Here is a 12,507-nt window from a genome sequence, read left to right on the forward strand (position 1 = left end):
GTTAGTTCTTCCTCGCGTTCGCCAAAGAAATACCGCCAAAGGGGCGCAACTCGATGCCCATCACGCTGGTATTGCTGGCCTGAAAGCGCATGCCATGGGCAATCGGCACAACCGGTAGTTCGGCAATCAACATTTGTTGCGCCTGCTGATAATACTGCTTACGCTGCTGTAGGTCGGTTGTATCCAGCGCTTGAGTCAGCAATAAGTCAAACTCCGGGTTACACCAGTTTGCCGGGTTTTTACCACTGAAGGTAGCGGTGCAGCTTAATAAGGGGCTGAAAAAGTTGTCCGGATCTGGCGTATCGGCGGCCCAGCCGAGTAATACGCTGTCGTGCTCATGGCGACCGACGCGCTCCAAAAAGGTGTTCCACTCGTATTCAACTATGGTTGCCCGGATCCCTATTTCACGCAGGTCACTCTGAATTAGCTCGGCCATTTTACGGGCATTGGGGTTATAAATACGCGACACGGGCATGGCCCATAAATCCATCTCAAAGCCATCCGGATAACCGGCTTGTGCCAGAAACTCCCGGGCACGCTCCGGGTCATAGCTGGGCATGGCCTGAGTCTGAAAGGCCCAGGAAGAAGGCGGTAAAATGGAGCGGGCCTGGATCCCATTGCCGTAAAACACCGCCTTCATGATTTTCTGAAAGTCGATACTGTGCGCTAGCGCTTTACGCACCAGGACGTTATCAAAGGGCGGCTTTTCGGTATTAAAGGCCCAGTAGCCAACATTCAGGTTGACGGCCTTATCAACCCGAATATCTTTGCGCGCCGCCAGAGTTTCCAGCTGAGTGGCGCTGGGGTGCGCGGTAATGTCGCACTCTTTGGTCAGCATCTTTGCAATGCGGCTGGTATTGTTGGTGGTGATGTCATACACCAGCTGATCCATCGCCAGGTCATGCTTCCAGTAATCCGGATGTTTGTGGTAACGGATCAGGTTATCGCGCAAAAAGCCCTTGTATTTGTAGGGGCCAGTGCCCACGGGCAGCATGTCGAAATCTTGCTTGCGCTCTTGCGCGACCAATTGCATGGCGTACTCCTGTGACAGGATCACGGCAAAGTCGGTGGCAATGTTGGATAAAAAGCTACTTTCACTACTGAATAGCTCAAACCTTACTGTGTAGTCGTCTACTTTGACTATCTGGCGGATCAACTGATCCATGCCAACACTCTGGAAATAGGGGTAATTGGCATCGCCGACAAAGTGAAACGGATTGTACACATCGAACAGGCGGTTAAACGAAAACACCACGTCATCGGCAGTCATAGTGCGGGTGGGGGTAAAATAGTCTGTACTATGAAAAGAGACGTCTTTACGTAGCGTAAAGGTGATCTGCTTACCGTCTTCACTGATCTCCCAACTGGTTGCCAGTTCAGGGCGAAACTCCGCAGTGAGCGGATCTATGCTGATCAGCGTGTTGTATAACTGGTTGGCAATAATGTCTATGGTTGAACCCGTTGTGGTGACCTGCGGATTAAACGACACCGGGTTGGCTTCGGCGCAATAGACGATCCCCTGGATCTTGCGCTGTGCCTGCGCTTTGTTATCACTGCAGCCACTGAGCAGCAGTGCGATAAACGCACTGATAGGTAGCAGCCAGCCTTTGCCCAGATGCTGACGCAATGTCACCAGACAGGGAGTCTGGGTCGGTGGTTTATCAGTTGCTCTGTTAGCCACGGCTAAGCCTCTTGTTGCGAGTCCAGGAGATTGTATTTTTTCAGATAGCCCCGTAACTGATGATAAGTCAGGCCAAGGTTCTGGGCGGTTTTTTTCTGGTTAAACTGGCTATGCTCAAGGGCATTGTGCAGCAGATCGATTTCAAATTCATTGGAGAGCGACTTTAGATCGCACGGGAATGAGGCAACCGACGGTTTGGTCTGCGGCGTTTGCGCCTTGACCTCAGGTGCGGGCGCTGCCGGAGCTGACGCCTCTGCGGCTTTTTTAATTCTTTGAGTAGGTCGGTAGGGACTGGCAAACGGATCGAAAACAATCTGATGCACCGCCAGCTGTTCACTGCCGTGGCGATACAAACTCCGCTCCACGACATTTTTTAGCTCCCGAATGTTGCCCGGCCAGGGATACTCAAGCAGCAACTCTGTGGCGCTGCGGGTAAAGCCACTGAATAAAGACCAGCCTAAGTCGCGAGCCATGTTAATGGCAAAATGTTCCGCCAGCAGCAGAATATCTTCTTTGCGCTCACGCAGAGGAGGAAGTGTGATGACGTCAAAGGCTAAACGGTCGAGCAAGTCATGACGAAACTCACCATTATCCGCAAGGGTGGGTAAGTCTTCGTTGGTAGCGCAGACAAGTCGGGTATCGACTTTGACCGTTTGCTTACCGCCAACCCGTTCAAATTCACCATACTCGATCACCCGCAGGAGTTTTTCCTGCACCATGGCTGAGGTATTAGCCAGTTCATCAAGAAACAGCGTGCCGCCGTTGGCGCGCTCAAAGCGGCCCTCGTGTCGTTTACTGGCGCCGGTGAAGGCACCACTTTCGTGACCAAACAGCTCACTTTCCAGTAAGTTTTCGTTTAACGCTGCGCAGTTGAGTTTGACGTAGTTCTGATCCCAGCGCTCGGATAAGTAGTGCAGGCGGGCGGCAATCAGCTCTTTACCGGTACCACGCTCACCGATGATCAGTACCGGTTTCTCCAGTGGAGCAAGCTGCGAGACCTGATCTAATACAGCAAGAAAGCTATCCGACTGGCCGAGTAAATTATCCTGTTGGCGAAACTGACTCATATTGCCTAACTCTTAGTATTTTTGACTAACATCTAGTGTATTTTAAAAAGTGATGAAGCGAAAGTGTTTTTATATTATTATAACTTGTTGATTTTAATAAATTAATTTTATTGAAAAGTTGGCAAGCTAATTGATATATCTAATCAGCAAACTAAATTACTAACCAAAGAGGTAATAGATTATGGGAATCTTTTCACGTTTTGCTGATATTGTTAATTCTAATATCAATGCGATTCTGGATAAAGCGGAAGATCCAGAAAAAATGGTCCGTTTGATCATTCAGGAAATGGAAGACACTTTAGTAGAAGTCCGTTCAACGTCGGCAAAAACGCTGGCTGAGAAAAAGGAGCTGGAGCGTCGCGTTGAGCAGTTACGTACTCAGGCCCACGACTGGCAGCAAAAAGCCGAGCTGGCGCTGACCAAAGACCGTGAAGATCTGGCACGTGCGGCCTTGCTTGAAAAGCAAAAAGCCACCGATGCCGCAGACAGCGTGACGCAAGAGCTGGCACATGTAGAGTCGCACATTGAGAAGCTGCAACAGGAAGTCACCACGTTGCAAGAAAAGCTGGCCGATGCCAAAGCGCGCCAAAAAGCCATTGTGTTGCGTCAGCGTTCAGCCGAATCTCGTCTGGATGTTAAGAAGGCACTGGATAGCAGTAAAGTCGAAGATGCATTGAATCGCTTTGAGCGTTACGAGAGCAAAATCGACGGACTGGAATCTCAGGTTGAGTCTTACGACTTAGGTAAGAAATCTCTGGCCGATGAAATTGCTGATCTGCAAAAGAATGAGAAAGTCGACGACGAGCTTGCGGCACTGAAGAAAAAATTAGCCGATAAGTGAATTTGACTGCACCTGCTGTTAAGGTAGGTGCAATAATGAAAAGAACAACGTGCCCAGGTTAGACAGGAGAGGAATATGTTTGATGCAGAGATTTTAGTCGCCCCGATCATCATCTTTATGATTGTAGTGGCACCGCTATGGTTGATCCTGCACTATCGTAGCAAAAAGCAGGTCAGTCAGGGGCTGAGCGAACACGAGCACCGTCAGCTGGTAGAGCTGGCACACAAAGCAGAGAAAATGGCGCAACGCGTTGAAACGCTGGAGGCCCTGCTTGATCAAGAGTCACCAGAATGGAGACGCAAAGTATGAGTAAACGTAGACGAGAATTATACCGCGACCCGAAAAGGGGCAAATTGGCGGGAGTGTGTGCGGGACTGAGCGATTACTTTGACATGGAGCTGTGGCTGGTTCGGATCCTGTTCGTCACTGCGGTGTTGTTATCCGGAGGCCCGCTGTTTATTGTTGTTTATATCGCCTGTTGGTTTATTCTGGATAAGAAAACTGAAACACCACAAACCCCCGGCACAAACAGCAACTATTCGAGTAAAGACGAAGACCCTGTCTCGGTGAAGTTTAAAGTCTGGCAAAAAGGTGAGCCACCACGTCAGGCACTGTTTGACCTGAAAGAACGTTTAACGCGCCTGGATGGCCGTATCCAGCACATGGAAACGTACGTTACTTCGAGCGAATACACGGTAAAGCGCGAGATCAACAAGCTCTGAGTGAATGATTAGGTGCAAAGGGGGCGCTGCCCGAGCGTTGGCAGCCATGCCACCTTTGCCGATAAAATAAGGAATAGATGCCTTTATGAGTGTATCCGGCCTGACTGCCAGGGCGCTGCAAAAGCTACAGCAAACCACCCACAAAACCCTCAACCGAAGTCTCGACAGGCATGTTAAGCTGGCTGTAACCGGATTCAGCGGCAGCGGTAAAACGGCCTTTATTACCGCCCTGGTTAAACATTTAACCACTCAGGCGACAGCACAAAACCTGCCTTTCTTTGAAGTGGTGCGTGAGCAACGACTGGTCGCCTGCAAACAGGTGCCACAAAGCGCACTGGATATTCCCAGTTTTGAATACCAAAACGCGGTGCAACATTTACTGGCCGATCCACCCAGCTGGCCACCGTCGACTCAGCGGATCAACACCCTGACACTGGCGCTGAAGTTTCGCTCGGCGCAGGGGGTGAGACAACACCTGAGCGACACTCACACCGTTTATCTGGAGCTGATAGATTATCCGGGTGAATGGCTGATGGACTTACCGATGTTGAACCAGGATTTTGCCAGCTGGAGCGAGCAACAGCTCAAGCGCCTGGCACAGTCGGATTATGCGCATATCAGCGCGCCTTTTTTGCAGCAACTGGCCCAGTTTAATGCTGCTGCCACAGTGGATGAAAGCGAGCTGGCGGCGCTGGCTAATGGGTATGCGGATGTACTTAAGCAGCTCAAGGCACAAACTCGCTTGGCGCGGTTGCAGCCGGGCCGTATGTTGATCCCCGGAGAGCTTGAAGGGGCGCCGATATTACAGTTTTTCCCGGTGTCCGGATTGGATGCCGTGCCCGAGCAGAGCCAGTATCATCATCTTGAACAGCGTTTTGAGGCATATAAAAAGCAGGTGATCACGCCTTTTTATCGTGAGCACTTTTGCCGTTTTGACCGCCAGCTGGTACTGGTAGACCTGCTCAGTGCACTCAACGACGGCCACACCACGCTGACAGAAACGCAATCCGCGTTAAGTGATACGCTGGCGATGTTCCGCCATGGTAAAAGCGGGTTTTTGTCACGGCTATTTCGTCCCAGCATAGACAAGGTGTTGTTTGCGGCCAATAAGTGTGACAGCGTGGCACTGGCCGATCAGGATAAACTGACGCGTTTATTACATGCTCTGCTGTTGCCCAGCGAAAACGAATTAAAGTTCTCAGGCGTGGAAATCGATACTATGGCAATTTCATCGGTAAAGAGTACACAGCCGAAACAGTTGACCGAGCAGGGTAAAACCTTGTCCTGTATTTATGGCAAGCCGGTGGGGGAGTCAAATTATATCAGTTATCTGCCACCAATCCCGCCCGAGCATTTGCCCAGCGCACAGCAGTGGCCCGCTCAGGGGTATGAGTTCTTATCTTTTGAGCCTTACCCGGCTTATCAGGGGCAAATCGAACATATCCGGCTCGATCATGTATTACAGTTTTTATTGGGAGATAAACTTTTATGAGTGAGCCTGCCCAGTCACATCGCGGACGACGAGTTCAGGTTGAAGCGCCCCCCGAGGCGCCACAGTCAACAACAACACCAGAGGCCGAACAACAAGCGCGGCGCGTTGAACAAGGCGCAGAGCAGGCTGATATAAGCATGTCTGATGAGCGCGAGCAAGCGCTTGATACTGAGTTGCAAGCGATCCCCTTGGAGCCTGTAGTACAACCGACCCGATCCGGACTGACCTGGCGTAAATTATTGCTGTTGGGCCTGGCTGTGCTGATCCCGGTAGAGATGACGCTGACACTGCTCGATGCGCTTAACCGCAGCTGGGTTCTGGCCGGATTATACGGGCTGGTCATTATCAGCGCACTGGTTGTGCTGGCAAAGTTCTGCTGGTCAGAAGTACGTGCCCTTGGCAGGTTAAAAAAGCTCGAGCAGCAACGGGCCGGGGCACAAAGGTTGTTAAGCAGCAACCAAATTGGTGAAGCACAAACTTGGTTAAAGCCGCTGCTGAAGCAGCATGACAAGGCGCAGGTCAGCCAGTTTATGGCGACCATACAACCCCACTTTACCGATCAGGAAGTACTGACGCTGTACGACAATACCTTACTTCAGGATGTGGATGAGCGCGCCCGCTCGCTCATCGCGCAGTTTGCCAGCACCTCCGCACTGATGGTGGCGATAAGCCCCATGGCCATTACCGATATGCTGGCCGTGTTGTGGCGTGGGGTTGTACTGATAGAAAAGATAAGCCAGCTGTACGGGATTAAACTGGGTTATCGCAGCCGCATTGAGCTTTACCGCTTACTGCTCAAACAGATCATCTTTGTCGGGGCCAGTGAGTTGCTGAGCGATCTGGCAGCCACCAGCCTGGGCGCTGAGTTATTGGGTAAACTGTCGGCACGTTCAGCTCAAGGGCTCAGTGCTGGCGTGTTTACCGCTCGGCTGGGCTATAAAGCTATGGCTTTATGTCGGCCTATCCCCGTTAGTAAGCCTGCCTCAGGCTACTTATCGCAGACGGCCCGGAAACTGGCGAACCTGTTAATTCGCCAATCCACTAACAGGTCGGATGAGACTGGTAAAAAATAGTGTGTAAGTACACACTATTTTTAAATGTATTTATTTATCTGGATTTTTCGTTTTTCTCCCTTTGTTATGACAACTTATGTGTACACCCGGGCTAATTTAACCGGCCCGGGTTAGCCATCTGCGCGTCCGGCACGCTTGTACATTTTTGTGCCATGGAATATCTAATTGGTATTCGTTCGAATAACAAAAATAGGCAAGCAATGAAGAAGTTACATGATCAGACCAATTGTATTCACGGTCCACACCACTTTGATGACCCGCATGGTGCCCTGACGGCCCCTTTGTATCAGAGTTCGACGTTTAAGTTTAAAGATGCAGCACAAGGTGCTGCGCGCTTTGCTGGTGAAGAGGCTGGCTATATTTATACCCGCCTTGGCAACCCGACGACCCGTGAGCTGGAAGAAAAACTGGCTCAGCTCGAAGAGATGGAAGATGCGGCGGCCACGGCTACGGGCATGGGCGCAGTCTCTGCCTCTGTGCTGAGCTTTTTACAGCAGGGCGATCATCTAATTGCCTCTAAAGCACTGTATGGGTGCAGCTTTGCCTTATTTGCCCACATGCTGCCCAAGTTTGGCATTGAGGTCACCTTTGTCGATATGACAGACGAGCAGGCGCTGGTCGATGCGTTGCAGCCAAACAGCAAAATGTTATTTGCCGAAACGCCGATCAACCCCAATATGACGGTACTGGACTTGGCCATGCTGGGGCAGTTCGCCCAGCAACACAAGTTGATCAGCGTTATCGACAACACCTTTATGACCCCGTTACTGCAAAAGCCCAAGCATTTTGGCATCGATATCGTGATCCACAGTGCAACCAAATACCTTAACGGTCACGGCGATGTCGTCGCTGGTATCGTCTGTGGCAGCGCGGAGCACATTGAAACCATTAAACTCACTGTACTGAAAGATATCGGGGCAACCATCAGCCCACACGATGCCTGGCTAATCAATCGCGGCCTTAAAACTTTGCACCTGCGTGTTGCAAGGCATTGTGAAAGTGCGCAAAAAGTGGCGGAGTTTCTTGATAGCCACCCTAAGGTGGATACCGTTTACTATCCGGGTTTGCCATCGCATCCGGGCTATCGATTCCTCGGTGAGCAGATGAAAGGCGCCGGTGGCGTGATTGCATTTGAGATCAAAGGTGGCGTCAGTGAAGGCGAGAAATTTATTAATGCGACAGAGCTGTGCACCCTGGCAGTGAGTCTGGGCGATCCGGAAACGCTGATCCAGCATCCGGCATCCATGACACACTCTCCTTACACGCCTGAAGAGCGTCAGGCAGCCGGGATCTCGGATGGCCTGATCCGTATTTCCGTTGGGCTTGAGGCCGTCGAAGATATCATGGAAGACCTGGAAAAAGCGTTTTTGTGTATATAAATGTTTACAGTTAATTGCTTTGTGAGCCCTATAAATAAAGGGGTGTGTTTTTTGGTGGCCAATTGTGTAAATTAAACCGTACAAAATTGACCTTTCTGGCCGGGCCGATTTCAGGCCTGGCTATTAAACTTTTCCTCACTTTTACATAGTATCCGGGTAACACTTTGACGCGTTGTTTTTGTTCAAATGCGACGCATTACCAAGAAGGTTACTATGGCTAAATCGAGTAAATACACGTCTAAACAGCCCAACGAGCAGGGCCTGATCGAATGGACAGAAGAAGAAAATCAGATCTGGTCTGAACTGGTTGCCAGACAGCTTGAATGCATCAAAGGCAAAGCGTGTGATGAATATCTCGAAGGCCTGCAAAAAATCAATTTACCCCACGACCGTATCCCGCAGCTACACGAGCTGAACGAGGCACTGGAGCGTGAAACGGGCTGGCAGGTCGCGCCAGTACCTGCGTTGATCGACTTTGATGAGTTTTTCCGCCTGCTTGCTAACAAGCAGTTCCCGGTTGCCACTTTTATCCGCAGTCGCGAGGAGTTTGATTACCTGCAGGAGCCGGATATTTTCCACGAAATTTTTGGTCACTGTGCCATGCTGACTAACCCGGCATTTGCGGAGTTTACGCACAAGTACGGTCAGCTGGGCTATGCCGCAGAGAAAAAAGACCGCGTTTACCTGGCCCGTTTGTACTGGTTTACCGTTGAGTTTGGCTTGATGCAAACCAAAGATGGCCTGCGCATTTATGGCGGCGGGATCTTATCAAGCCCGGGTGAAACTCAGTACGTTTACAGCAACGAGCCAGAGATCAACCCGTTAGAAGTACTTGACGTGCTTCGCACACCGTATCGAATTGATATTATGCAGCCTTTGTACTACACCATTAACGCCATTGACGATTTGTTTGATATCTCACAAATGGATATTATGGCGCAGGTACGTAAGGCCAAAGAACTGGGTCTGTTTGAGCCTAAGTTCCCACCTAAAAACAAACTAGCAAGTTAAGGATTTATTGATGTCTGATTTAAGTGCACAAAAATGTGAAGCGTGTCGTGCGGATGCGCCTAAAGTGTCAGATGCCGAATTAGCTGAACTGATCAAGCTGATCCCGGATTGGGTGCCAGAAGTACGTGACGGTATTATGCAGCTTGAGCGTGTTTATAAGTTTAAAAACTTTAAGCAAGCCATTGCATTCACCAACAAAGTGGGTGACATGGCGGAAGATGAAGGTCACCACCCGGGTCTGTTGACCGAGTGGGGCAAAGTGACAGTAACCTGGTGGAGCCACTCTATCAAAGGCCTGCACAAAAATGACTTTATCTGCGCGGCGAAAACCGACGAGATCTTTGCCGCACTGTAAGTGTTGGGCAAATTAAATTAAAAAAGGCGCATCAGCGCCTTTTTTAATGCCAGTAGGATTGTCGAGCCATAGCGGACAACCTCTTTACATTTGCTAATGCGTCAGTGTCGGCCCCGATACGGCTTGTGAATCTCGTTCTAAATGTTGCAGCTCATCAATCAGCTCCAGCAACTCCGGCTCAATATAATCAAAGTCACGGGATTGTTTTAAGGCCGTTTCCAGCGTTTCGGCCAGGTTCTTGAGCGTCGGCACACCGGTATAACAGCAGGCGCCATGAAACTTGTGGATCACCGTTAGCAGCGTTTGGGTATCTTCCTGTTGCGCCGACTCACTCAGCTGGCTGAGGGTTTCGGGGACACTTTGCAACAACATATCCAACATCTCCAGGGCCAGCTCTGGTTTATTGCCAGCGCGTTGCAGGGCCAGCTCCCAGTCCAGTAAGTGGCTTTCAAACGGGGCAATGCTGGCCACCTGAGGCTGTTGTGCCTTTTGTTTTTCCGGGGGCAATGACGGACTGTGGTCGCAAATGATCTGCCGCAGCATGTCTTCATCTATCGGCTTTGTCATGTAGCCGTTAAAGCCATCTTTGATCAGCTGCTCTTTTTCACCCGTTAATGCGTGCGCCGTCACTGCAATGATAGGCGTATCATCATTCAGTGAAGACTCTTTAATGGTTCTGCACGCAGTGATGCCATCCATGATCGGCATCTGAATATCCATAAAGATCAGGTCGTACTTTTGTGACTTACATAAACTCACCGCCTGAGCACCATTGTGGGCCGTATCTATGGTATCGACCTGCTCTTCCAGCAGGGTGTAAAGCAGCTTTAAATTGGCGTCATTATCATCGGCTATCAACACTTTGAGCGGCAGGTGCGCTAAGTCAGTGTCATCAATTGATACACTTGGGTGATCTAAGCGGTAAGGCGCTGCCAGCATGTCGCACAGTTTTCTGTGGTGCATAGGTTTGCTGATACAGGCATCGGCACCACTGCCAATTAATGATTCACGCATATTGTGAGAAATGGTGTTGACCATCAGGTACAGATAATCCGCCATTTCCCTGGCCTGGGTAATATAGGCCTTCACGGTTTGCATATCGTCTACCGTTGCCATGTTACCGATCAGGCAAATGTCATACTTAAATTCCTGCTCCAGCGCGCCGAAGAAGGTCTCTTCATTTTTACAGCAGGTTACTTGCATCGCCCAATCTTCAAGCTGAGCTTTAACGGCATTGCGGGTATGTTCCTGTGGTTCAAAGTACAGCACGCGCTTGTTTTCCAGCGGTTTGGTCGGCAGGTCGTCGTCAAATAAACGGCTTGGCAGATTAAAAATGGCATTAAAGGTAAAACAAGAGCCACTGCCAGGCGCAGAGTTGAGCGTGATGCGCCCACTCATGGCTTCGACAATATGTTTGGTGATGATTAAGCCAAGACCTGTGCCGCCGAATTTGCGGGTAATGCTGGAGTCGGCCTGAGCGAATGGGGTAAACAGGGTGTCTTGTTTTTCCTGTGCAATGCCCAGCCCGGTATCGCTGACTGAGATCAGCAGCGAGGTCTGACTGTCGCCCTTGAGTCGATGGCTGATATCGACTTTCACCGAGCCTTTTTCGGTAAACTTGATGGCATTGCTGATCAGATTGATCAGTACCTGTTTAAAGCGCGTCGGGTCGCCCACCAGGTTATCCGGCACCTGGCGATTGATGGCAATCGACAGTTCCAGTTGTTTTTCATAGGCGCTTGGGGCAAGCAATGTCAGCACTTCATTCACCGCATCCCTGAGCTGGAACTGAATGCTTTCCAGGTCCATGGCGCCGGCTTCAAGCTTCGAAAAGTCGAGAATATCACTGATGATGGTCAGCAGGCTGTTGGCCGACAGCTCTATGGTATCTAAGTAGTCTTTTTGGTGCTTATTAAGGGGTGTTTTATAGAGCTGGCGGGTAAAGCCAATTACGCCGTTCAGCGGGGTTCTGAGTTCATGACTCATCTTGGCGAGGAAGTCGGATTTAACCCGGTTGGCGACCTGGGCTTCTTTTTTCGCAATATTCAGCTGGATATTCTGAGTTTCATACTGCTCCAGTGTTTCCCGGTAATCGCTGGTGGCCTGATCTATGTGCTTTTGCATTTCGTCGCGCTGTAGCACCATTTTTTCGCTGATGGTGATGAGGCCCTCACGAAGTAAGTCGAATTCGCCCTGCATCGGCTGCTCGACGCCAATTTTGGTTTTGCCCTCAAGCAGCTTATCCGTGGCCAACAGCAGGTGAGACAGCGGCGTTGAGAACATCCGGCTGAGCCGGGTCGAGACAAAGGCACTCAGCAACAAAGCCACCATAATGATGGCACCACTGAACAGCAGTGCTTGTTGCTGGCCAATAATGGCTTGGTCTTTACTGAGCTCTATCATCAGCACAGCGGTGGTGCGGGTATGGGCATTTTGCCAGTCCGAAGTCCCTTGCTGTTGCGGCTGTTTTACGGGCGCAAAGATAATGTACCTGTCGAGGTACTGAACGATTTCAGTGGCATGTAACTCTGTGACATTGCCACGATAATGCAGCTGATTAAATTCATTATGATAGTTACTGGTTAACAGCAACTGATTGTCTTCATTGAACAGCGCGATGCTATTGACGAAACTGCCATGCTGGTTGTGGGTAGTGGTGATCACCCGATGTAACCTGGCTTTATCTCGCTCAGCCAGCGGTTGTTCCACCGTCATTGCCACAGTATTGGCCAGACTGGTGCCTTGTTGCTTGAGGATTTGTTCAAGCTCAACGTAACGATTTATAGTAAAATAACCGCCAAGTACCAGGCCGATTAACACCGTTGGGATCAGGGTCAACACTAATACGCTGTCGCGCAAACTCAATTTAGACATAAATTGGATGTA

The 12,507-nt window shown here is 50.2% G+C and carries 11 protein-coding genes; 8 read left to right on the top strand and 3 right to left on the bottom strand.

Annotation, left to right across the window (positions count from 1 at the left end; genetic code table 11):
- Position 1 precedes the first annotated feature (1 nt).
- Together TW77_RS02840 and pspF are read right to left on the bottom strand one after the other, a co-directional pair.
- Positions 2 to 1,600 (bottom strand): ABC transporter substrate-binding protein, encoded by a 1,599-nt coding sequence (locus tag TW77_RS02840; RefSeq protein WP_046003511.1) that lies wholly within the window; start codon positions 1,598 to 1,600, stop codon positions 2 to 4.
- Positions 1,601 to 1,683: 83 nt separating this feature from the next.
- Complete coding sequence (pspF, locus tag TW77_RS02845; protein ID WP_046003468.1) at positions 1,684 to 2,748, bottom strand: phage shock protein operon transcriptional activator; 1,065 nt, start codon at positions 2,746 to 2,748, stop codon at positions 1,684 to 1,686.
- Between the two features lie 181 nt (positions 2,749 to 2,929).
- Here pspF and pspA point away from each other — a divergent pair, with 181 nt between their 5' ends.
- The 8 genes from pspA to TW77_RS02885 all read left to right on the top strand — a co-directional run bounded on the left by pspA (position 2,930) and on the right by TW77_RS02885 (position 9,621).
- Positions 2,930 to 3,589: a phage shock protein PspA gene (gene pspA / locus TW77_RS02850; protein WP_046003469.1), complete on the top strand. Its 660-nt coding sequence runs from the start codon at positions 2,930 to 2,932 to the stop codon at positions 3,587 to 3,589.
- A 75-nt stretch (positions 3,590 to 3,664) separates the two neighbouring features.
- Positions 3,665 to 3,898: an envelope stress response membrane protein PspB gene (gene pspB, locus TW77_RS02855; protein WP_010386732.1), complete on the top strand. Its 234-nt coding sequence runs from the start codon at positions 3,665 to 3,667 to the stop codon at positions 3,896 to 3,898.
- Positions 3,895 to 4,311 carry an envelope stress response membrane protein PspC gene (gene pspC, locus TW77_RS02860; RefSeq protein WP_046003470.1) on the top strand — a complete coding sequence of 139 codons (417 nt, stop codon included), beginning with the start codon at positions 3,895 to 3,897 and terminating at the stop codon, positions 4,309 to 4,311. The genes pspB and pspC overlap by 4 nt, the downstream gene beginning before the upstream one ends.
- 85 nt (positions 4,312 to 4,396) lie before the next feature.
- Entirely contained in the window at positions 4,397 to 5,803 is a 1,407-nt protein-coding gene (locus TW77_RS02865) for a YcjX family protein (protein ID WP_046003471.1), read from the top strand.
- Positions 5,800 to 6,876: a TIGR01620 family protein gene (locus TW77_RS02870; RefSeq protein ID WP_046003472.1), complete on the top strand. Its 1,077-nt coding sequence runs from the start codon at positions 5,800 to 5,802 to the stop codon at positions 6,874 to 6,876. The genes TW77_RS02865 and TW77_RS02870 overlap by 4 nt, the downstream gene beginning before the upstream one ends.
- 200 nt (positions 6,877 to 7,076) lie before the next feature.
- Entirely contained in the window at positions 7,077 to 8,255 is a 1,179-nt protein-coding gene (locus TW77_RS02875) for a trans-sulfuration enzyme family protein (RefSeq protein WP_046003473.1), read from the top strand.
- Positions 8,256 to 8,468: 213 nt separating this feature from the next.
- A complete protein-coding gene (phhA, locus tag TW77_RS02880; RefSeq protein WP_046003474.1) occupies positions 8,469 to 9,266 on the top strand; it encodes a phenylalanine 4-monooxygenase in 798 nt (265 codons plus the stop codon).
- A 10-nt stretch (positions 9,267 to 9,276) separates the two neighbouring features.
- The gene (locus tag TW77_RS02885) at positions 9,277 to 9,621 is read left to right on the top strand and encodes a 4a-hydroxytetrahydrobiopterin dehydratase (RefSeq protein WP_010386740.1); all 345 of its coding nucleotides are present in this window, start codon (positions 9,277 to 9,279) and stop codon (positions 9,619 to 9,621) included.
- 93 nt (positions 9,622 to 9,714) lie between these two features.
- Here the strand turns inward: TW77_RS02885 and barA are convergent, their stop codons facing one another.
- Positions 9,715 to 12,495, bottom strand: a complete 2,781-nt coding sequence (barA, locus tag TW77_RS02890) for a two-component sensor histidine kinase BarA (protein WP_046003475.1) — start codon at positions 12,493 to 12,495, stop codon at positions 9,715 to 9,717.
- Positions 12,496 to 12,507: the final 12 nt, after the last annotated feature.

The sequence above is a fragment of the Pseudoalteromonas rubra genome (genome assembly GCF_000967655.1).
GTDB lineage: Bacteria > Pseudomonadota > Gammaproteobacteria > Enterobacterales > Alteromonadaceae > Pseudoalteromonas > Pseudoalteromonas rubra_A.

What these genes read in the sequence shown, in the direction of transcription:
- pspF (WP_046003468.1), bottom strand. Translation starts at nt 2,748, where the DNA reads ATGAGTCAGTTTCGCCAACAGGATAATTTACTCGGCCAGTCGGATAGC.
- pspA (WP_046003469.1), top strand. Translation starts at nt 2,930, where the DNA reads ATGGGAATCTTTTCACGTTTTGCTGATATTGTTAATTCTAATATCAAT.
- pspB (WP_010386732.1), top strand. Translation starts at nt 3,665, where the DNA reads ATGTTTGATGCAGAGATTTTAGTCGCCCCGATCATCATCTTTATGATT.
- pspC (WP_046003470.1), top strand. Translation starts at nt 3,895, where the DNA reads ATGAGTAAACGTAGACGAGAATTATACCGCGACCCGAAAAGGGGCAAA.
- TW77_RS02865 (WP_046003471.1), top strand. Translation starts at nt 4,397, where the DNA reads ATGAGTGTATCCGGCCTGACTGCCAGGGCGCTGCAAAAGCTACAGCAA.
- TW77_RS02870 (WP_046003472.1), top strand. Translation starts at nt 5,800, where the DNA reads ATGAGTGAGCCTGCCCAGTCACATCGCGGACGACGAGTTCAGGTTGAA.
- TW77_RS02875 (WP_046003473.1), top strand. Translation starts at nt 7,077, where the DNA reads ATGAAGAAGTTACATGATCAGACCAATTGTATTCACGGTCCACACCAC.
- phhA (WP_046003474.1), top strand. Translation starts at nt 8,469, where the DNA reads ATGGCTAAATCGAGTAAATACACGTCTAAACAGCCCAACGAGCAGGGC.
- TW77_RS02885 (WP_010386740.1), top strand. Translation starts at nt 9,277, where the DNA reads ATGTCTGATTTAAGTGCACAAAAATGTGAAGCGTGTCGTGCGGATGCG.
- barA (WP_046003475.1), bottom strand. Translation starts at nt 12,495, where the DNA reads ATGTCTAAATTGAGTTTGCGCGACAGCGTATTAGTGTTGACCCTGATC.